This window comes from Salmonella sp. A29-2 (assembly GCF_020150755.1).
Lineage (GTDB): Bacteria > Pseudomonadota > Gammaproteobacteria > Enterobacterales > Enterobacteriaceae > Salmonella > Salmonella enterica.
The window spans coordinates 1448972-1469362 of record NZ_CP083731.1; the positions used below are offsets into that span (position 1 = coordinate 1448972).

Here is a 20391-nt window from a genome sequence, read left to right on the forward strand (position 1 = left end):
GGTCGCTGCTTATAACCACGGCTGGTTAAGTATTTCGTTTGTCGATTTCTGGTTTAAAAATCTCAATCTGAGGGAATCATGATGAGCCTAGAAGTTGGAGAATATATCCCGGGTTATGAGGGTAAATACTCTGTAACCAAAGACGGTCGTGTTTATTCACATTTAAGAGGCAGGTTTTTGAATCCATCTCCGGATAACAAGGGTTATCTAAGAGTCACTTTGTGTTCCGATGGGATTCAGAAGACGTTAAAAGTTCATCGTCTTGTGGCTCAATTATTTATCCCAAATCCGTATTGCAAGCCAGAAGTAAATCATATCAACGGCGACAAATCGGATAACGCCATTTGGAACTTGGAATGGTGTACCTGCTCAGAGAATTTAAAACATGCTTTTAGCATCGGACTGAAAAAAGGCGCAAAGGGAGTTTTTAATGGTAGGGCAAAACTTTCTGAAACTGATGTGATTGATATCAGGAATTCTGTTGGTATGAAACTAAGCGAACTATCCACTAAATACGGAGTGAGTGAAATGCAAATTTCCACAATCCGCAGAGGAAACGCATGGAGGCACCTTTGAGTCCATCAGAACTTAGCGACCTGCTTTGGGCGCAGGTTGACAGGGTGGCTCCGCACCTGTTGCCAAACGGCAAGAAAGACGGGCATGAATGGGTTGCTGGTAACGTCAACGGCGACAAGGGGAACAGCCTGAAGGTTAACCTTAGCGGCAAGAAAAAATGGGCTGATTTTGCTGAGGGAGACGGCGGTGACATGCTGGATTTGTGGATGGCGTGTCGTGGAATTAACCTGCATCAGGCCATGCAGGAAGCGAAGGCATTTCTCGGTATCAGGGAGGACGATCACCATTTCGACGCCAGACGTGAGAAGAGATTCTCCAGACCTGACCGCAAGAAAATAGCCCGCTACGTTACCAGAACAGAATCACATCTTGAGTACCTGCAATCGCGGGGAATATCGCCTGAAGTCGCGAAGCGATACGAGGTTGTCAGCGGAAAGGTCTGGAATGGCGAACGTGAACTGAATGCCCTGGTGCTTCCGTACAAACGCGATGGCGAGCTGCTGCAGGTCAAGCGAATCAGTACTGAACGTCCGGACGGGAAGAAAGTCATCATGGCAGAAGGTGACTGTGAACCTTGCCTGTTCGGGTGGCAGGCTCTCGATGCTGGCGTGAGGGCGGTTGTACTTTGCGAAGGCGAAATTGATTGCATGAGCTATGCGCAATACGGAATACCGGCGCTATCTGTCCCTTTCGGTGGCGGGAAAGGCGCCAAGCAACAGTGGATTGAGTTCGAATACCACAACCTCGACAGGTTTGAAGAAATATTCATTTCGATGGACGTTGACGATGTCGGGCGTGAAGCAGCAAGGGAAATCGCAAGCCGGCTTGGTGAGCATCGCTGCCGTCTGGTTACACTGCCACACAAAGATATCAACGAATGCCTGATGAACGGCGTCACCGAGGATGAAATCTGGCAGTACATCGGAACAGCGTCATATTTCGACCCGGAAGAACTTTACAGCGCACGTGAGTTTTATCAGGACACTATCAATGCTTTTTACGGCAAGCAGCAGTATCTGTTTAACCCACCGTGGGAAACGCTGGCTTATAACTTCCAGTTCCGTGAGGCGGAGTTAACGCTTGTCAATGGCGTGAACGGTCATGGAAAAACGGAGGTTGTCGGGCATATGGCACTTGAGGCCATGAGACAGGGGGTAAAAACATGCGTCGCATCGCTCGAACTGAAGCCCGGGATTCTGCTTAAACGCCTGACCCGGCAGTCTACATGTTGCAAAATGCCGCCAGTTCTGGAAATCGAATCAGCATTTAAGTTTTACGATGACCGGCTCTGGTTATTTGGCCTGACAGGTACAGCCAAGGCTGAACGCCTGATTGAAATTTTCACATACGCCAGACGGCGATACGGCATCCAGTTATTCATCATCGACAGCCTCATGAAGTGCGGCATTGGCGATGACGATTACAACGGGCAAAAGGCGTTTGTTGACGCGCTGTGCGACTTCAAGAATAAAACCAACTCTCACATTATTCTCGTCACTCACTCCAGAAAGGGCGACAGCGAGGAGAAACCTACCGGAAAGATGGACGTAAAAGGTTCAGGGGCGATTACAGACCTGACAGATAACCTGTTTATCATCTGGCGCAATAAAGCTCGCGAGAGAGCGTTACAGCGCGTTCAGGCTGGCGAGCAAATTAACGAGAAAGACCAGCAACTTCTTGCTGCGCCCGCATCTGTTTTAATGCTTGAGAAGCAGCGAAACGGGGAAGGGTGGGAAGGTGGTGTGCCGTTATTTCTTGACGAGCAGTCTCACCAGTTCCTGCAAATGGAAGGTGCGTCACCATACAACTACATAGCTAACATGCCGAAGTCGGAGTATGACGAAGTGTGGAGGCAGGAGAATGTTACGGAGTACTAAATGACCATCTACATCACTGAGCTTGTAACAGGCCTGCTGGTAATCGCAGGCCTTTTTATTTGGGGGAGAGGGAAGACATGAAAAAACTAACCTTTGAAATTCGATCTCCAGCACATCAGCAAAATGCCATTCACGCAGTACAGCAAATCCTTCCAGACCCAACCAAACCAATCGTAGTAACCATTCAGGAACGCAACCGCAGCTTAGACCAAAATCGGAAGCTTTGGGCTTGCCTTGGTGATGTCTCACGTCAGGTTAACTGGCATGGACGATGGCTTGACGCTGAAAGCTGGAAGTGTGTGTTTACCGCAGCATTAAAGCAGCAGGATGTTGTCCCTAACCTTGCCGGGAATGGCTTTGTAGTAATAGGCCAGTCAACCAGCAGGATGCGTGTAAGCGAGTTTGCGGAGCTATTAGAGCTTATACAGGCATTCGGTACAGAGCGCGGCGTTAAGTGGTCAGACGAAGCCCGGTTAGCACTGGAATGGAAAGCGAGGTTTGGAGACGCCGCATGAAACACTGCTACCGCTGCGGAGAAAGCAAAGACGATTATCGATTCCGGCCAAATCAACCTTATTGGCACCAATGGTGTATCAGATGTGAGCGGTCGCCAGTAGGTAATTTCCCGCTGCCAGAGACGAAGGAGGACGTATGGCACGACAGCGACGAAGTATCACCGACATAATCTGCGAAAACTGCAAATACCTTCCAACGAAACGCTCCAGAAATAAACCCAAGCCAACCCCAAAAGAATCTGACGTAAAAACCTTCAATTACACGGCTCACCTGTGGGATATCCGGTGGCTAAGACATCGTGCGAGGAAATGACGATGACTGCGTATTACAACGAAATAGATCCGTATGCAGCGCAATGGCTGCGTAACTTAATTGACGCCGGAGAAATTGCCCCCGGTTATGTAGATGAAAGGAGTATTGAAGATGTCACACCAGGTGATTTGCGAGGATTTACCCAGCACCACTTTTTTGCAGGAATCGGAGTTTGGAGCTATGCACTTAGAAAAGCAGGATGGCCAGACAACAAGAGTATCTGGACAGGAAGTTGCCCATGCCAACCTTTCAGCTCGGCAGGCAAAGGAAAAGGGGTTGATGACGAGCGGCACTTATGGCCGGCATTCTTCTGGCTTATTGAAAAATGCAATCCTGGCATCGTTATTGGCGAACAGGTTGCAAGCGCAGACGGCCTCGCTTGGCTCGACCTTGTACAAACTGACTTGGAAGGTGCGAACTACACCTCTGCAGGTACCGATATTTGCGCTGCGGGCTTCGGTTCTCCGCACATCAGGCAGCGATTGTATTGGGTGGCCTACTCCAACGACAAATATCAACTTTCAGCCAGAGACACGCAGGGGAATTCAGAACCTATCTGGATGCGTGAGACTAGCTGGATGGCAAACTCCTTTAGCGAACGATGCAACAGGTTCAACGCATTGCTACAGCGGAAAAGACAAGAGCGGAACCCAAAGAATCTGCTTGAAACTTCCCGGGACGGTGAAACTATGTACCCATTACCGGTTAACGGCTTCTGGAGAGATTCGGACTGGCTTTACTGTAGAGATGAAAAATATCGTCCAGTTAGACCCGGCTCATTCCCGATGGTTAATGGCATTGCCAAAAGCTTGGGACGAGGCAAGTCCACACTGGGAAGAATGGCAAAGCGCAATCAAGATCAGCGAATTATTGGATATGGAAACGCAATCAATGCAGAAGTAGCAACAGCATTCGTGAAAATTTGTACGGAGGTTGTTAATGCTTAGCCCATCACAATCCATTCAATACCAGAAAGAAAGCGTCGATCGAGCTTTAACGTGCGCTAACTGCGGTCAGAAGCTGCATGTGCTGGAAGTTCATGTGTGTGAAGCGTGCTGCGCAGAACTGATGAGCGATCCGAATAGCTCAATGTACGAGGAAAAAGACGATGGCTAAACCAGCGCGAAGGAAATGCAAAATCTGTAAGGAATGGTTTCACCCAGCATTCTCAAATCAATGGTGGTGCAGCCCAGAACACGGAACACAATTAGCACTGGAAAGACGAAGCAAAGAACGCGAAAAAGCGGAAAAAGCAGCAGAGAAGAAACGACGACGAGAGGAGCAGAAACAGAAAGATAAACTGAAGATTCGAAAACTCGCCTTAAAGCCCCGCAGTTACTGGATTAAACAAGCCCAACAAGCCGTAAACGCCTTCATCAGAGAAAGAGACCGCGACTTACCATGTATTTCGTGCGGAACGCTCACGTCTGCTCAGTGGGATGCCGGGCATTACCGGACAACTGCTGCGGCACCTCAACTCCGATTTGATGAACGCAATATTCACAAGCAATGCGTGGTGTGCAACCAGCACAAAAGCGGAAATCTCGTTCCGTATCGCGTCGAACTGATTAACCGTATCGGGCAAGAAGCAGTAGACGAAATCGAATCAAACCATAACCGCCATCGCTGGACTATCGAAGAATGCAAAGCGATTAAGGCGGAGTATCAGCAGAAACTTAAAGACCTGCGTGACAGCAGAAGAGAGGCAGCATGAGCAAAATCCAATACCCAATGACCACTGCGGCAATTTTCGATGATGTTGTCTATCCGCTGCATTTCGACAATGCCGGCAAGGTCAGGCAAGAAATGGAAGGCGCTGTTAACTGGTTCTGCAGGTGGCGCAACGAAGAGAAAGCCGCTGTGAAAGCGAGATTGTTGGTCAGTTGCTGGGGTCAATATCTGAGTCATGAGCAGGTTATCCGGGAGGCCGCATGACACACACTATCAAAACCATTCCAGACATGCTCATAGAGACATATGGAAACCAGACAGAAGTAGCACGGCGCTTATCGTGCCACCGCAATACAGTCAGGCGTTATCTGTACGACAAAGAAGCCAGGCATCACGCCATCGTTAACGGCGTTTTAATGATTCATCAGGGCGGGAGAGGTATCTATGACCGTAACCAGCATTAACCAGGCGAAACAGCAGCGTGAACGTGACGAAGCTGAATTGCGCAGCGTCAGAGAGATGACGGAGCAACACCAGAAGGCGATGGATTATCTGCATGAGCGAGAGCGTGAACTGGTGAACCGGCTTGGATTGAACAAGCCGTCGGGAGGCAATGCTGCATGAGTATACGAGAATTGAACCTCACTAAAGAGCAGCATGACTGGCTTAATGGGTGGCTTGAGCTATGGGGGGCATGGGTTTATTCAGGAAGACTCGAAAAACGCATGAGCAGCGTTATAGCGCAGTTTATGGAGAGGGTAGAACCATCAAGAGTGATGACAAGGCCAATGTGCAATGATGATGACGGAATGTTGATTTCTCAGGTCGTAGATTCCGTTATGCGCATCGACACAAAGGCCTTTGGCATTCTGCTTAGCTATTACGCACATGGTTCCTCTAAGCGAGCAATTGCATCCTACTATCACGCGACTGCAAAGCCACGCAAGATGTGTGGACGTGGTGGCGAGGGATGGAGAAAACCTTCACTGGCAACCTGTAGAAATGAAATTGACGACATCCTGAAAGCGTCATTATTTTTTTTATACCAGCCAATGCAAAATGCTTTCAAAATGCGTAAACGTGTTGAGAAAGTTAAGCATGTTGTTGTTAAAAGTCTTGACATGCAATTATCCATTTAGCCATAATTAGAGGGTAAGCTGCCGTTAGTGACTCTTAAGTTGCAATGGTGGCTTTTTTTATTTGGGTCAGTCGTATAAAGGTCATTACGGAAGGCTGTTAACCTTCTTATCGTGGTTCGAGTCCACGCTGTCCCGACAAACATGCTGGTTTAGCTCCAATGGTAGAGCAGTCGCCTTGTAAGCGAATGGGTAGCGGTTCAAGTCCGTTAACCAGCACCATAACTGAGCCGTAGCCACTGGCCATCCTGAACTAATCAGTGATAGTTATGCTGCGGCCTTCTACACATGACCTTCGCGAAAGCGGGTGGCAAGAGGTTGCGATAACAACCTCCTGCCGTTTTGCCCGTGCATATCGGTCACGAACAAATCTGATTACTAAACACAGTAGCCTGGATTTGTTCTATCAGTAATCGACCTTATTCCTAATTCAATAGAGCAAATCCCCTCAATAAAGGGGGTAGAGCATGTACCGTATGGACAAAATCAGAGAATGGTTCAGTTACAGCTTCGGAGGACTGACTGCGATGGGTGGCATTCTCTCCCTGAATGACTGGGCTGTAATCGTTGGTATTCTTTGTACTGTCGGCACATTTGGCATCAACTGGTACTACAAACGCAAAGAGCGTGAGGACAGATTGAATGGCAATGTCACCGGCACTACGAAATAGCGTAATAGCGGCGATAAGTGGCGGGGCTATTGCTATAGCATCTGTGTTAATCACAGGTCAGAGTGGTAACGATGGTCTGGAAGGTGTCAGCTACATACCATACAAAGATATTGTTGGTGTATGGACTGTATGTCACGGACACACCGGAAAAGACATCATGCTCGGTAAAACGTATACCGAAGCAGAATGCAAAGCCCTCCTGAATAAAGACCTTGCCACGGTCGCCAGACAAATTAACCCGTACATTAAAGTCGATATACCGGAAACAACGCGCGGCGCTCTTTACTCGTTCGTCTACAACGTGGGTGCTGGCAATTTCAGAACATCGACGCTTCTTCGCAAAATAAACCAGGGCGATATCAAAGGCGCATGTGATCAGCTACGGCGCTGGACATACGCTGGCGGTAAGCAATGGAAAGGGCTGATGACTCGCCGTGAGATTGAGCGTGAAGTCTGTTTGTGGGGGCAGCAATGAGCATGATTTGCTTTTTCATGGCAGCGTTGCTCGCATTCAATGGCAACGATGCGTGGCCGTGGATTCTGGCCGTTGGGGTGTTGATGTCATGAGTCGGTTAACCGCAATCATCTGCGCTGTGGTTATTTGCCTGCTGGTTTCAATGGGGTGGGCTGTTAATCATTACCGTGATAACGCCATCGCCTACAAAGAGCAGCGCGATAACAAGGCCAGTGAACTGGAGAAGGCGAACGCCACCATTACTGACATGCAGCAGCGCCAGCTTGATGCTGATGCACTCGATGCTAAATACACGAAGGAGTTAGCTGATGCGAAAGCTGAAAATGATGCTCTTCGGCGCAAGCTTGATAATGGTGGTCGGGTGCTCGTCAAAGGCAAATGTTCTGTGCCATCCTCAGCCGAAACCTCCAGCGCCTCCGGCATGGGCAATGATGCCACCGTCGAACTCTCTCCAGTTGCTGGACGAAACGTTCTCGGTATCCGGGACGGAATCATCAGTGACCAAACAGCACTGAGAACGCTTCAGGAGTACATCAGGACGCAATACCTGAAATAATTTCCATCACATAGAAATTTGACAAGTGACTTTCATGAAAATGCCTCGTAATGCGGGGCTTTTTTGTGTCCGCAGTAAACGCGCATCGCACGCGCGACTTCTGAACACAGAACCTTTCAGGATGACCCTTGAGGATGCTGGTTTGGTGATCGGTGCCTTTCTGTGGGCCGGAATCCTGTGTGACAAGGTTCATCACTTAAAGGTAACTACCGATGCAATTAGTTGAAATCAAGAAGCTCGACTTGGTCACTAACTCCGCTGTAATCGCTACTGGCGTCAAAAAGGATCACAAGCCTGTGATTCAGCTCATCAGGAAGTACAAAAGCGACCTCGAAGAGTTCGGAAGGGTGGAATTTGAAATGCGACCCTTTCAAACGGATGGGGGCATGCAGAAGCAGGAAATAGCACTGTTAAACGAACAGCAAACCACGCTGTTGATCACATACATGCGAAACAATGAAGTTGTGCGTGAATTCAAAAAGCGCCTGGTAGCTGAATTCTTCACTATGCGTAGCGCGCTGGCGAAAAAGAAAATGGATCGCAACTCTGCACGCCTGGAGTACAAACCCATGACCGACGCCATCAAACATGAGCGAGAGGCTCAGGGTAAGCAGATCGCCCCGCATCACTTCAGCAACGAAGCTGACCTGATTAACCGACTGGCGCTGGGAATGACGGCGGCCAAGTTCCGCGTGCATCACGAAATCGGGAAGAAAGAGCCGATCCGCGATTACCTGACGCCGGAACAAATTCACTGCATCACCGAGCTACAGCGTGCCAACACGGTATTCATCAGCATGGGGTGGGACTTCGAACAACGCAAAGAAGTGCTGCGCGGCATGTTCGAACGTAATCATCGTCAGCCCCTTATCGAAGAACAGCACCGTCTGGCGGCCTAAGCTACGGAAATAGCTTCGAGAGCCACTTTCACAACGGCTCTCCATTACAAAGCCTATCTACGGGCGGGCTTGATAATGAAACCGTGATTTACATCCCTACAATACGGGTATGTAAAAGATAGTTCAGGCGAGAACAGATTTAACTAAATCTGTGTACCACCAGTTATGGCAGTACCGCGAAACAGCCCAAGCCAGTAAGTGGGGAAAATAACACTGGCAGCCACTGAAAGATGAACCTCCTGCCTTATGGCAAAAAAGATTCTTTGTGGTGGCGGACTGATGGAAAGACATCGGTTATTGCAGAGGCCATTCAATGAGTGGTCTAGACAATGGCTTATCCCAACAACCGGAGCCAACACAATGGCAGAGATTACAGCATTGACAGAATTACAGCAGATGAACCTCGATATCCTCCGTTTAGTTCAAAGCGATACCGCAGCAGCAGAGAAAGCGATCGCATTCGTTGCTGGAAGTAAGCTGAACTTCGAACTGTTCAAAGACCAACTGGTTTTGGCGCAGGGTGAAGGAACGGCATTAGCTCGCGCAGAAAAGGCTATTCGTGAGGCAAAAGAAGCGTTAGACCTGTTCACCGCCGGAGTATAATCATGGCAAATCCAAATTTCACGCCATCATGGCCTCTCTACAAAGATGCTGACGGTGTATATGTGTCTGCTCTTCCGATTAAAGCTATCAAATACGCTAATGACGGAAGTGCAAACGCAGAATTCGACGGCCCGTATGCTGACCAGTACATGTCAGCGCAAACAGTAGCCGTATTCAAGCCAGAGGTTGGCGGATATCTGTTCCGGAGCCAGTACGGCGAGCTGCTCTATATGAGCAAGACAGCATTTGAAGCTAAGTACACTTCTGCAAGCGGTTCAGTAACGAATGCAGAGACGGCGGATAAGTTATCTACTGCTCGCACTATCACACTAACCGGCGCTGTCACAGGTTCAACGTCCTTTGATGGTTCGGCTAACGTGACTATCGCAACAACATCAGGAAGTTAACTTATGGCAGCACCAAAGGGCAACCGATTCTGGGAGGCCCGCAGTAGTCATGGGCGTAACCCGAAATTCGAGTCGCCTGAGGCGCTGTGGGCTGCTTGTTGTGAATACTTCGAGTGGGTGGAGGCTAACCCACTATGGGAGATGAAGGCTTTCTCATATCAAGGAGAAGTTACACAAGAGCCTATCGCCAAGATGAGGGCGATGACCATCACTGGGCTAACGCTATTCCTCGATGTGACGCTTGAGACATGGCGACAATACAGGGTGAGAGAAGACTTATCTGAGGTCGTTACGCGAGCAGAGCAAATCATCTACGACCAAAAATTCTCCGGCGCAGCCGCTGATCTTCTCAACGCTAACATCATCGCCCGCGATTTGGGCCTCAAAGAGCAGTCGCAAGTTGAAGACGTGACACCTGATAAGGGAGATCGCGATAAGCGCCGCTCTCGTATCAAGGAGCTATTCAACCGTGGAACTGGACGCGATTCTTGATAACCTGAGCGACGAAGAGCAAATCGAATTGCTCGAGCTACTCGAAGAAGAAGAGAACTACCGAAATACACACTTGCTATATGAGTTTACGCCATACAGCAAACAGCGTGAGTTCATCGACGCAGGTCATGACTATCCAGAGCGATGTTTTATGGCTGGTAACCAGCTTGGTAAGTCATTTACTGGCGCTGCTGAAGTCGCGTTTCACCTTACCGGGCGATACCCGGGAACGAAAGGTTATCCGGCTGATGGTAAATATGGCGGAGAGTGGAAAGGTAAGCGTTTCTATGAGCCAGTTGTCTTCTGGATTGGCGGTGAAACAAACGAGACTGTAACCAAAACGACTCAACGCATCCTGTGCGGGCGTGTCGAAGAGAATGATGAACCTGGCTATGGGTCAATCCCGAAAGAGGACATCATTAGCTGGAAGAAGTCTCCGTTCTTCCCTAATCTTGTTGATCACCTTCTTGTTAAGCACCACACGCCAGAAGGCGTCGAAGATGGCATCTCAATATGCTACTTTAAGCCTTACTCACAGGGCCGCGCCCGCTGGCAGGGCGACACAATTCACGGTGTCTGGTTTGACGAAGAGCCGCCATATAGCATCTATGGCGAAGGTCTTACCCGTACAAACAAATACGGGCAATTCTCAATTCTGACGTTTACCCCGCTGATGGGGATGTCTGACGTTGTTACCAAGTTCCTGAAGAATCCCAGTAAGTCGCAGAAAGTGGTCAACATGACAATCTATGACGCTGAGCACTACACCGACGAGCAGAAAGAGCAAATCATCGCATCCTATCCTGAGCATGAGAGAGAGGCGCGTGCTCGCGGTATTCCTACGATGGGTAGCGGTCGAATATTCCAGATACCGGAAGAGACGATTAAGTGCCAGCCGTTTGAGTGTCCCGATCACTTCTATGTTATCGACGCTCAGGACTTCGGCTGGAACCACCCGCAAGCTCACATTCAGCTTTGGTGGGACAAAGACGCAGATGTTTTCTATCTGGCGCGTGTATGGAAGAAATCAGAGAACACTGCCGTTCAGGCATGGGGTGCTGTTAAGTCGTGGGCTAACAAAATACCTGTCGCGTGGCCTCATGACGGTCACCAACACGAAAAGGGCGGTGGTGAGCAACTTAAAACCCAATATGCGGACGCCGGGTTCTCTATGCTTCCCGAACACGCAACGTTCCCGGATGGCGGTAACTCAGTAGAGTCAGGCATTAGTGAACTTCGTGACCTGATGCTTGAAGGAAGATTCAAAGTATTCAACACATGCGAACCATTTTTTGAAGAGTTCCGCCTATATCATCGCGATGAGAACGGCAAGATTGTCAAGACCAACGATGATGTGCTCGATGCTACTCGCTACGGCTACATGATGCGCCGCTTCGCCAGGATGATGCGCGATATCAGAAAGCCGAAAGAAAAGAAAATCCCCGCACCGATTAGACCAGTACGCAGAGGACGATAATGGCCGACAATAAAAACAGGCTGGAGAGCATCCTGTCGCGCTTTGATGCGGACTGGACAGCCAGCGATGAAGCCAGAAGGGAGGCCAAGAATGATCTCTTCTTCTCCCGCGTATCTCAGTGGGATGACTGGCTATCACAATACACAACCCTGCAGTATCGCGGGCAGTTCGATGTTGTACGTCCAGTGGTGCGCAAGCTCGTTTCTGAGATGCGTCAGAACCCTATTGATGTTCTGTATCGTCCAAAGGATGGAGCAAGTCCTGACGCTGCTGATGTGTTGATGGGCATGTATCGCACCGACATGCGGCACAATACGGCGAAAATTGCTGTCAACATAGCCGTTCGTGAGCAGATTGAAGCAGGCGTGGGTGCGTGGCGTCTGGTCACTGACTACGAAGACCAAAGTCCAACTAGCAACAATCAGGTTATCCGTCGAGAGCCTATCCATAGTGCCTGCTCCCATGTTATCTGGGACAGCAACAGCAAACTGATGGACAAGTCTGACGCCCGTCACTGCACAGTTATCCACTCAATGAGCCAGAATGGTTGGGAGGATTTCGCAGAAAAATACGACCTCGATGCTGATGATATTCCATCATTCCAGAACCCCAACGATTGGGTGTTTCCATGGCTGACGCAGGACACAATTCAGATCGCTGAGTTTTACGAAGTGGTCGAGAAGAAAGAGACGGCGTATATCTACCAAGACCCGGTTACGGGTGAGCCGGTAAGCTACTTTAAGCGCGATATTAAAGACGTCATCGACGACCTGGCTGATAGTGGATTTATCAAAATTGCAGAGCGCCAGATTAAGCGTCGCCGGGTATACAAATCGATTATCACCTGCACCGCAGTACTGAAAGACAAGCAGCTCATTGCTGGCGAGCATATCCCCATTGTTCCGGTATTCGGAGAGTGGGGCTTCGTTGAAGATAAAGAAGTGTATGAGGGTGTCGTCCGCCTGACAAAAGACGGTCAGCGTCTGCGCAACATGATTATGTCCTTCAACGCCGATATCGTGGCCCGTACTCCGAAGAAGAAGCCGTTCTTCTGGCCTGAGCAGATTGCAGGCTTTGAGCATATGTACGACGGTAACGACGATTACCCGTACTACCTGCTCAATCGCACTGATGAAAACAGCGGAGAAATGCCAACTCAGCCGCTGGCATATTACGAAAATCCGGAAGTTCCACAGGCCAATGCCTATATGCTGGAAGCTGCAACCAGTGCAGTAAAAGAGGTTGCAACGCTAGGTGTTGATGCAGAGGCGGTAAACGGTGGACAGGTAGCCTACGACACTGTTAACCAGCTAAACATGCGTGCTGACCTTGAGACATACGTGTTTCAGGATAATCTGGCTACCGCTATGCGCCGTGACGGTGAGATTTACCAGTCGATAGTTAACGACATCTATGATGTCCCTCGCAACGTGACAATCACCCTTGAGGATGGCAGCGAAAAAGAGGTTCAGCTAATGGCTGAGGTTGTTGACCTTGCTACTGGTGAACGACAGGTACTGAACGATATCAGGGGGCGCTATGAATGCTACACGGATGTTGGGCCATCATTCCAGTCCATGAAGCAGCAAAACCGCGCAGAAATTCTTGAGTTGCTCGGCAAGACGCCACAGGGAACGCCAGAATATCAACTGCTGTTGCTTCAGTACTTTACCCTGCTTGATGGTAAAGGTGTCGAGATGATGCGTGACTATGCCAATAAGCAGCTTATTCAGATGGGCGTTAAGAAACCAGAAACGCCTGAAGAGCAGCAATGGTTAGTAGAGGCGCAACAAGCCAAACAAGGTCAACAAGACCCGGCAATGGTTCAGGCTCAGGGCGTACTCCTGCAGGGGCAGGCTGAACTGGCTAAAGCTCAGAACCAGACACTGTCCCTGCAAATCGATGCAGCTAAAGTCGAAGCGCAGAACCAGCTTAACGCTGCCAGAATTGCAGAAATCTTCAACAACATGGACCTCAATAAACAATCTGAGTTTAGGGAGTTCCTTAAAACTGTTGCTTCATTCCAGCAGGACCGCAGCGAAGACGCTCGCGCAAATGCTGAGTTACTCCTTAAAGGCGATGAACAGACGCACAAGCAGCGAATGGACATTGCCAACATCCTGCAATCGCAGAGACAAAATCAACCTTCCGGCAGTGTAGCCGAGACACCTCAATAAGAGAGAGTTAATCATGGAACCAACCACCGAAATTCAGGCAACTGAAGACTTAACCCTGTCCGGCGATTATGCAGCGGCATCTGCTGATAGCTTAGTTGTCGATAATGCCAACGACAATGCAGGTCAGGAAGGGGGCTTTGAGATTGTCCTGAAGGACGATGAGACAGCACCAAAACAAGACCCGGCAAAGAACGCAGAATTCGCCCGCCGCCGCATCGAGCGCAAACGACAGCGCGAGCTTGAGCAGCAGATGGAAGCAGTTAAACGCGGAGAATTGCCGGAGAGTTTACGGGTAAACCCTGACCTTCCACCTCAGCCGGATATTAATGCCTATCTGTCAGAAGAAGGCCTGGCCAAATATGACTATGACAACAGCCGTGCGCTTGCCGCTTTCAATGCTGCTAATACCGAATGGCTAATGAAAGCGCAGGACGCCCGCAGCAATGCCGTAGCAGAACAGGGCCGCAAGACTCAGGAGTTTACCCAGCAATCAGCGCAATACGTCGAAGCTGCCCGCAAACACTATGACGCGGCGGAAAAGCTCAATATCCCTGACTATCAGGAGAAAGAAGACGCATTTATGCAACTGGTTCCGCCTGCGGTTGGGGCCGACATTATGCGCCTGTTCCCGGAGAAGTCCGCCGCGCTCATGTATCACCTGGGTGCAAACCCGGAGAAAGCCCGCCAGTTACTGGCGATGGATGGGCAGTCCGCGCTGATTGAACTCACTCGACTATCCGAACGCTTAACTCTCAAGCCTCGCGGTAAACAAATCTCTTCCGCTCCCCCTGCTGACCAGCCGATTACCGGTGATGTCAGCGCAGCAAATAAAGATGCCATTCGTAAACAAATGGATGCTGCTGCGAGCAAGGGAGATGTGGAAACCTACCGCAAGCTAAAGGCAAAACTTAAAGGAATCCGATAATGGCAGGTCTTAACGAAGGTCAAATTGTTACACTGGCGGTGGATGAGATTATTGAAACCATCTCCGCAATCACTCCAATGGCGCAGAAAGCCAAGAAATACACCCCGCCCGCAGCTTCTATGCAGCGCTCCAGCAATACCATCTGGATGCCTGTAGAGCAGGAGTCCCCCACTCAGGAGGGTTGGGATTTAACTGATAAAGCGACAGGGTTACTGGAGCTTAACGTCGCGGTAAACATGGGAGAGCCGGATAACGACTTCTTCCAGTTACGCGCAGATGACTTGCGAGACGAGACTGCGTATCGTCACCGCATCCAGTCCGCAGCTCGCAAACTGGCTAACAACGTTGAGCTGAAAGTCGCAAACATGGCCGCCGAGATGGGGTCATTGGTTATCACTTCGCCGGATGCAATCGGCACTAATACCGCAGACGCATGGAACTTTGTGGCCGATGCAGAAGAGCTGATGTTCTCCCGCGAACTTAACCGCGACATGGGGACATCGTACTTCTTCAACCCACAGGACTACAAAAAGGCGGGTTATGACCTGACTAAGCGCGATATCTTCGGGCGCATTCCTGAAGAAGCGTACCGCGATGGCACTATCCAGCGTCAGGTTGCTGGCTTCGATGATGTCCTGCGCTCTCCGAAACTTCCTGTGCTGACCAAATCCACCGCAACTGGCATCACTGTATCCGGTGCGCAGTCCTTCAAGCCTGTCGCATGGCAACTGGATAACGATGGCAACAAAGTTAACGTTGATAACCGTTTTGCTACCGTCACCCTGTCTGCAACTACCGGCCTGAAACGCGGCGACAAAATTTCTTTTACTGGCGTGAAGTTCCTTGGTCAGATGGCTAAGAACGTACTGGCGCAGGACGCGACTTTCTCCGTAGTTCGCGTTGTTGATGGTACTCACGTTGAAATCACGCCGAAGCCTGTAGCACTGGATGATGTTTCTCTTTCTCCTGAGCAACGGGCATACGCCAACGTTAACACCTCGCTGGCTGATGCAATGGCGGTGAACATCCTGAACGTTAAGGATGCTCGCACCAACGTGTTCTGGGCTGATGACGCCATCCGTATTGTGTCTCAGCCCATTCCGGCTAACCACGAACTGTTTGCAGGTATGAAAACTACCTCATTCAGCATCCCGGATGTCGGCCTTAACGGTATCTTCGCTACGCAGGGTGATATTTCCACCCTGTCCGGCCTGTGCCGTATTGCGCTGTGGTACGGCGTAAACGCGACACGACCGGAAGCAATCGGTGTTGGCCTGCCTGGTCAGACTGCGTAACTAACAGGGGCTTAGGCCCCTTTTTTATTTGAGGTGACATATGGGCGTAATGCTATATAAGCAGGGTCGTGGAACGAAGGTATGGGGCAAGGAAGTTCAGGCTAAAGTTGTCGATGACGGCGACGTAGAAGATCACCTTGCCGATGGTTGGGTTAAGCATCCAAATGAGGTGCCGGAGACTAATGACGAGCCAATCGGCGATTCAGGCGTGGTCAAGAAAGACATGGGTGAAGTATCTGATGGATACCACACCTTTAACGAACTATATGCACATCGAGTGCGCCTGTTTTCAACACTAATGAATGCCTTCCGCGAAAGCGCATGGTGGAGCTTCCAGCATCATGACGGCGAGCAATGGGATGGATGGGTGTTAGCTGGCATCGACACCCCAGAAGGCGCGGTAACATACCACCTCCCAGAGAGTGAAATTGAACATCTGCCTAAAGGCACGGAAATTGAGTTTGGCAAGGAATGGGACGGCCACACGGCAGATGATGTGTTGAATCGTCTGCTAAGCCTGCGACCGAAAGAACCGGCAACCAAAGAACGCAAAAAGCCAGGACCAAAGCCTAAGGCGGAAAGCGATGCAGATAAAGACTAAAGGCGATCTGGTCAGGGCGGCGCTGCGTAAGCTTGGTGTAGCATCAGATGCAACTCTCACTGATGTTGAGCCACAGTCTATGCAGGATGCCGTAGATGACCTCGAAGCGATGATGGCCGAATGGTATCAGGACGGAAAGGGCATCATCACCGGCTATGCATTCTCAGGTGATGATAATCCTCCCGCTGAAGGTGACGACCACGGCCTTCGCTCCAGTGCAGTCAGCGCAGTATTCCACAATCTGGCCTGCAGAATTGCGCCGGATTATGCGCTTGAGGCTACCGCCAAAATTATCGCAACCGCTAAATATGGGAAGGAGCTTCTCTATAAGCAGACCGCCATCGCCAGAGCAAAAAGAGCTACTTACCCGTCACGTATGCCAACTGGCAGTGGAAACAGTTTCGCCAATCTGAACGAATGGCATTATTTCCCCGGAGAGCAGAATGCCGATTCAACAACTCCCCATGATGAAGGGAATGGGTAAAGACTTCAAGAATGCCGACTACATTGATTACCTACCAATCAATATGTTGGCCACACCGAAAGAAGCCCTCAACTCATCGGGTTATTTACGCTCATTCCCAGGCATAGCGAAGCGAAACGATGTAAATGGTGTATCGCGTGGTGTTGAATACAATACCGCTCAGAACGCCGTATATCGCGTCTGTGGTGGGAAGCTCTACAAAGGCGAAACCGTAGTCGGAGACGTTGCCGGGGCAGGCCGCGTATCTCTTGCTCACGGTCGTACTTCTCAGGCGGTAGGTGTGAACGGTCAGCTCATCGAGTACCGATACGATGGCGCCGTTAAGACGATGGCAAACTGGCCTGCAGACAGCGGATTCACGCAGTATGAGTTAGGTTCAGTCCGTGACATTACTCGCTTACGTGGGCGTTATGCGTGGTCAAAAGACGGCACTGATTCATGGTTTATCACTGACCTTGAAGACGAATCGCATCCTGACCGATACAGCGCACAATATCGCGCAGAATCGCAGCCGGACGGCATCATCGGTATCGGCACATGGCGAGACTTCATTGTCTGCTTTGGTTCATCGACGATTGAATATTTTTCCCTGACTGGTGCAACCACCGCTGGCGCTGCGTTGTATGTCGCACAGCCATCGCTGATGGTACAGAAGGGCATTGCCGGAACATACTGTAAAACGCCATTCGCTGATTCATATGCATTCATCAGTCACCCGGCTACTGGCGCACCTTCCGTCTACATCATCGGGTCAGGGCAGGCTTCACCAATTGCGACGGCCAGTATTGAGAAAATTATCCGCTCATACACGGCTGATGAACTGGCAACCGGGGTGATGGAAGCGTTGAGGTTCGATTCGCATGAACTGCTGATTATCCATCTCCCGCGTCATGTGCTGGTTTACGATGCCTCATCAAGCCAGAACGGGCCGCAATGGTGCGTACTGAAAACAGGTTTATACGACGATGTTTATCGTGCCATCGATTTCATGTACGAAGGAAACCAGATTGCGTGTGGCGACAAGTCAGAAGCGGTGACAGGGCAGTTGCAATTCGACATTAGTAGCCAGTACGACAAGCAGCAAGAACACCTGTTGTTTACACCCCTATTCAAAGCGGACAATGCCAGATGCTTCGACCTCGAAGTTGAATCATCCACTGGTGTTGCTCAATACGCTGACCGCCTGTTCCTGTCTGCAACCACAGACGGAATCAATTACGGTCGCGAACAGATGATTGAGCAGAATGAGCCGTTTGTGTACGACAAGAGAGTTTTATGGAAGCGTGTAGGTCGTATTCGTCGATTAATCGGATTCAAACTGCGGGTAATCACCAAATCACCTGTAACACTATCCGGGTGTCAAATTCGTCTGGAGTAACATATGGCAGACCCGTCACTTAATAAGCCTGTCGTGGTTCAGGCTACACGCATTGATGCATCTATTCTCCCTCGTAACATATTCAGTCGGTCTTACCTTCTGTATGTCATAAATCAGGGTACTGATGTTGGCGCTATTGCGGGAAAGGCAAACGAAGCAGGGCAAGGCGCCTATGACGCGCAGGTAAAGAACGATGAGCAGGATGTTGAGCTTGCAGACCACGAAGAGAGAATTCAACAGTTACGCATCGACGTAGACGACCATGAAATACGTATTACTGCAAATGCCAATGCAATTGCGGTACTGGATGTCAGACTAACCACGGCTGAAGGCAAAATAGTCACCTTGCAGGCTGATGTCAGTGCTCTTGATGGTAGGGTTACGGCTGCTGAAAGCACTATTTCTTCATTGCAGGCTGATTACGTATCGAAGTCAGCAACTGCTTCTCAATCGCTGGCGTCACCTCTCAACGTGACAACGTCCTATTCAGTTGGCGGCACTAAAGTTATCGGTGCGCGACAGACAGGATGGACAGCAGCAACCGGAGCAGCACTTCTCGGCACATTCAACGCTAACCAGGCATACACGGTCAGTGCCACATATACGCAGTCTGAGGTATCAGCTATGGCTAACGGATTGCAGCAGGCGCGGCAGCGTATCAAAGCTCTCGAAGATGCAATACGAACTCATGGATTGATCAACTGATGATTACATTCACTCCCACCCGAAACATCGACCTGATAGAAACGGTCGGCAACCATCCCGACATCATAGCCGGGAGTAACAACGGTGACGGATACGACTACAAGCCTGAGTGCCGCTATTTCGAAGTGAACGTACATGGTCAGTTCGGTGGCATCGTGTATTACAACGAGATTCAGCCGCTGACCTTTGACTGCCACGCCATGTATCTGCCTGAGATTAGAGGATTCAGTAAGGAAATCGGGCTGACGTTCTGGCGATACATTCTCGCCAACACCACCGTTCAGTGCGTTACATCATTTGCTGCACGCAAATTTCGCCACGGTCAGATGTACTGCGCAATGATTGGCCTTAAGCGTGTAGGAACCATCAAGAAATACTTCAAAGGCGTGGATGACGTGACGTTTTACAGCGCCACACGCGAAGAACTAATCGACTTCCTGAATCACGGGAGATAAACATGTTATATGCATTTAAGCTGGGCAGAAAACTGCGCGGAGAGGAACCTTATTGCCCTGAAAAAGGCGGGAAAGGTGGGTCCGATAAAAGCGCAAAGTATGCAGCAGAAGCTCAGAAGTATGCCGCAGACCTGCAGAATCAGCAGTTCAACACCATCATGAACAACCTGAAACCGTTTACTCCTCTGGCTGAGAAGTATGTCGGCAGCCTCGAGAACTTATCGTCTCTGGAGGGGCAAGGTCAGGCGCTTAACCAGTATTACAACTCTCAGCAGTACAAAGACCTTGCAGGTCAGGCTCGCTATCAGAGTCTGGCGGCAGCGGAAGCAACAGGTGGATTAGGCTCCACCGCAACCAGTAATCAGTTAGCAACAATCGCACCAACGCTTGGTCAGCAGTGGCTGTCTGGTCAGATGAACAACTACCAGAATCTGGCAAATATTGGTCTTGGCGCTCTTCAGGGACAGGCAAACGCCGGGCAGACATATGCCAACAACATGAGCCAGATTTCACAGCAAAGCGCAGCACTGGCGGCGGCAAACGCTAACAGACCTTCCGGCCTTCAATCTGCAATAGGCGGGGCTGCCTCTGGAGCAATTGCTGGAGCACAGCTTGGCAGCATTGTGCCTGGTATTGGTACTGGTATTGGTGCCGCTGTTGGCGGCGGTCTTGGTCTTCTTGGTTCACTGTTTTAAGGGTTAAT

29 protein-coding genes and 2 tRNA genes are annotated in these 20391 nt (G+C 50.0%); all 31 read left to right on the top strand.

Annotation, left to right across the window (positions count from 1 at the left end; translation table 11 throughout):
• Positions 1–78 precede the first annotated feature (78 nt).
• Positions 79–576, top strand: a complete 498-nt coding sequence (locus K8W53_RS06985; protein ID WP_223533969.1) for an NUMOD4 motif-containing HNH endonuclease — start codon at positions 79–81, stop codon at positions 574–576.
• Positions 573–2453 (top strand): toprim domain-containing protein, encoded by a 1881-nt coding sequence (locus K8W53_RS06990; protein WP_080195638.1) that lies wholly within the window; start codon positions 573–575, stop codon positions 2451–2453. Before K8W53_RS06985 ends, K8W53_RS06990 begins: the two co-directional genes overlap by 4 nt.
• A gap of 77 nt (positions 2454–2530) precedes the next feature.
• The gene (locus tag K8W53_RS06995; RefSeq protein WP_000736922.1) at positions 2531–2968 is read left to right on the top strand and encodes a recombination protein NinB; all 438 of its coding nucleotides are present in this window, start codon (positions 2531–2533) and stop codon (positions 2966–2968) included.
• Entirely contained in the window at positions 2965–3138 is a 174-nt protein-coding gene (gene ninD, locus K8W53_RS07000) for a protein NinD (protein WP_000679702.1), read from the top strand. The genes K8W53_RS06995 and ninD overlap by 4 nt, the downstream gene beginning before the upstream one ends.
• Positions 3105–3281 carry a NinE family protein gene (locus K8W53_RS07005; RefSeq protein ID WP_023228651.1) on the top strand — a complete coding sequence of 59 codons (177 nt, stop codon included), beginning with the start codon at positions 3105–3107 and terminating at the stop codon, positions 3279–3281. Before ninD ends, K8W53_RS07005 begins: the two co-directional genes overlap by 34 nt.
• Positions 3282–3283: 2 nt before the next feature.
• Positions 3284–4228 (top strand): DNA cytosine methyltransferase, encoded by a 945-nt coding sequence (locus K8W53_RS07010; protein WP_063809525.1) that lies wholly within the window; start codon positions 3284–3286, stop codon positions 4226–4228.
• Positions 4221–4397, top strand: coding sequence for a protein NinF (locus K8W53_RS07015; RefSeq protein ID WP_000950941.1), 177 nt, complete (start codon positions 4221–4223; stop codon positions 4395–4397). The genes K8W53_RS07010 and K8W53_RS07015 overlap by 8 nt, the downstream gene beginning before the upstream one ends.
• Positions 4390–4995, top strand: coding sequence for a recombination protein NinG (locus K8W53_RS07020; RefSeq protein WP_063809526.1), 606 nt, complete (start codon positions 4390–4392; stop codon positions 4993–4995). Before K8W53_RS07015 ends, K8W53_RS07020 begins: the two co-directional genes overlap by 8 nt.
• On the top strand, positions 4992–5216 hold the full coding sequence (locus K8W53_RS07025; RefSeq protein WP_000036319.1) for a hypothetical protein: 225 nt from the start codon (positions 4992–4994) through the stop codon (positions 5214–5216). Before K8W53_RS07020 ends, K8W53_RS07025 begins: the two co-directional genes overlap by 4 nt.
• Positions 5213–5416 (top strand): phage NinH family protein, encoded by a 204-nt coding sequence (locus K8W53_RS07030; protein WP_000149880.1) that lies wholly within the window; start codon positions 5213–5215, stop codon positions 5414–5416. The genes K8W53_RS07025 and K8W53_RS07030 overlap by 4 nt, the downstream gene beginning before the upstream one ends.
• Positions 5397–5576 carry a hypothetical protein gene (locus tag K8W53_RS07035; protein WP_001650242.1) on the top strand — a complete coding sequence of 60 codons (180 nt, stop codon included), beginning with the start codon at positions 5397–5399 and terminating at the stop codon, positions 5574–5576. The genes K8W53_RS07030 and K8W53_RS07035 overlap by 20 nt, the downstream gene beginning before the upstream one ends.
• Positions 5573–6091, top strand: coding sequence for an antiterminator Q family protein (locus K8W53_RS07040; protein WP_058654744.1), 519 nt, complete (start codon positions 5573–5575; stop codon positions 6089–6091). Before K8W53_RS07035 ends, K8W53_RS07040 begins: the two co-directional genes overlap by 4 nt.
• Positions 6092–6154: 63 nt before the next feature.
• Positions 6155–6226 (top strand) — tRNA-Asn (locus K8W53_RS07045).
• 8 nt (positions 6227–6234) lie between these two features.
• Positions 6235–6310 (top strand) — tRNA-Thr (locus tag K8W53_RS07050).
• A gap of 245 nt (positions 6311–6555) precedes the next feature.
• Entirely contained in the window at positions 6556–6759 is a 204-nt protein-coding gene (locus K8W53_RS07055; RefSeq protein ID WP_023135295.1) for a phage holin family protein, read from the top strand.
• Entirely contained in the window at positions 6737–7234 is a 498-nt protein-coding gene (rrrD, locus tag K8W53_RS07060; RefSeq protein ID WP_023205065.1) for a lysozyme RrrD, read from the top strand. The genes K8W53_RS07055 and rrrD overlap by 23 nt, the downstream gene beginning before the upstream one ends.
• A gap of 88 nt (positions 7235–7322) precedes the next feature.
• Positions 7323–7790: a lysis protein gene (locus K8W53_RS23840; RefSeq protein WP_058654742.1), complete on the top strand. Its 468-nt coding sequence runs from the start codon at positions 7323–7325 to the stop codon at positions 7788–7790.
• Positions 7791–8002: 212 nt separating this feature from the next.
• Complete coding sequence (locus tag K8W53_RS07075; protein WP_016048832.1) at positions 8003–8689, top strand: Rha family transcriptional regulator; 687 nt, start codon at positions 8003–8005, stop codon at positions 8687–8689.
• Positions 8690–9049: 360 nt separating this feature from the next.
• Positions 9050–9292 carry a DUF2560 family protein gene (locus K8W53_RS07080; RefSeq protein WP_000808100.1) on the top strand — a complete coding sequence of 81 codons (243 nt, stop codon included), beginning with the start codon at positions 9050–9052 and terminating at the stop codon, positions 9290–9292.
• 2 nt (positions 9293–9294) lie between these two features.
• Positions 9295–9699 carry a hypothetical protein gene (locus K8W53_RS07085; protein WP_015995317.1) on the top strand — a complete coding sequence of 135 codons (405 nt, stop codon included), beginning with the start codon at positions 9295–9297 and terminating at the stop codon, positions 9697–9699.
• Positions 9700–9702: 3 nt separating this feature from the next.
• Complete coding sequence (locus tag K8W53_RS07090; RefSeq protein WP_000729924.1) at positions 9703–10191, top strand: DNA-packaging protein; 489 nt, start codon at positions 9703–9705, stop codon at positions 10189–10191.
• The gene (locus K8W53_RS07095) at positions 10169–11668 is read left to right on the top strand and encodes a terminase large subunit (protein WP_058654739.1); all 1500 of its coding nucleotides are present in this window, start codon (positions 10169–10171) and stop codon (positions 11666–11668) included. Before K8W53_RS07090 ends, K8W53_RS07095 begins: the two co-directional genes overlap by 23 nt.
• The gene (locus K8W53_RS07100; protein WP_058654737.1) at positions 11668–13845 is read left to right on the top strand and encodes a portal protein; all 2178 of its coding nucleotides are present in this window, start codon (positions 11668–11670) and stop codon (positions 13843–13845) included. Before K8W53_RS07095 ends, K8W53_RS07100 begins: the two co-directional genes overlap by 1 nt.
• Before the next feature lie 13 nt (positions 13846–13858).
• The gene (locus K8W53_RS07105; protein WP_052940620.1) at positions 13859–14770 is read left to right on the top strand and encodes a scaffolding protein; all 912 of its coding nucleotides are present in this window, start codon (positions 13859–13861) and stop codon (positions 14768–14770) included.
• A complete protein-coding gene (locus K8W53_RS07110) occupies positions 14770–16065 on the top strand; it encodes a P22 phage major capsid protein family protein (protein WP_052909388.1) in 1296 nt (431 codons plus the stop codon). The genes K8W53_RS07105 and K8W53_RS07110 overlap by 1 nt, the downstream gene beginning before the upstream one ends.
• Positions 16066–16105: 40 nt before the next feature.
• A complete protein-coding gene (locus K8W53_RS07115) occupies positions 16106–16666 on the top strand; it encodes a hypothetical protein (protein WP_000538672.1) in 561 nt (186 codons plus the stop codon).
• Positions 16650–17150: a packaged DNA stabilization gp4 family protein gene (locus K8W53_RS07120; protein ID WP_001166097.1), complete on the top strand. Its 501-nt coding sequence runs from the start codon at positions 16650–16652 to the stop codon at positions 17148–17150. Before K8W53_RS07115 ends, K8W53_RS07120 begins: the two co-directional genes overlap by 17 nt.
• Positions 17110–18528, top strand: coding sequence for a packaged DNA stabilization protein gp10 (locus K8W53_RS07125; RefSeq protein WP_001750868.1), 1419 nt, complete (start codon positions 17110–17112; stop codon positions 18526–18528). Before K8W53_RS07120 ends, K8W53_RS07125 begins: the two co-directional genes overlap by 41 nt.
• Positions 18529–18531: 3 nt before the next feature.
• Positions 18532–19233: a hypothetical protein gene (locus K8W53_RS07130; protein ID WP_000774920.1), complete on the top strand. Its 702-nt coding sequence runs from the start codon at positions 18532–18534 to the stop codon at positions 19231–19233.
• Positions 19233–19688, top strand: a complete 456-nt coding sequence (locus K8W53_RS07135; protein WP_000627703.1) for a DUF2824 family protein — start codon at positions 19233–19235, stop codon at positions 19686–19688. Before K8W53_RS07130 ends, K8W53_RS07135 begins: the two co-directional genes overlap by 1 nt.
• 2 nt (positions 19689–19690) lie before the next feature.
• On the top strand, positions 19691–20383 hold the full coding sequence (locus K8W53_RS07140; protein ID WP_004015040.1) for a hypothetical protein: 693 nt from the start codon (positions 19691–19693) through the stop codon (positions 20381–20383).
• Positions 20384–20391 lie beyond the last annotated feature (8 nt).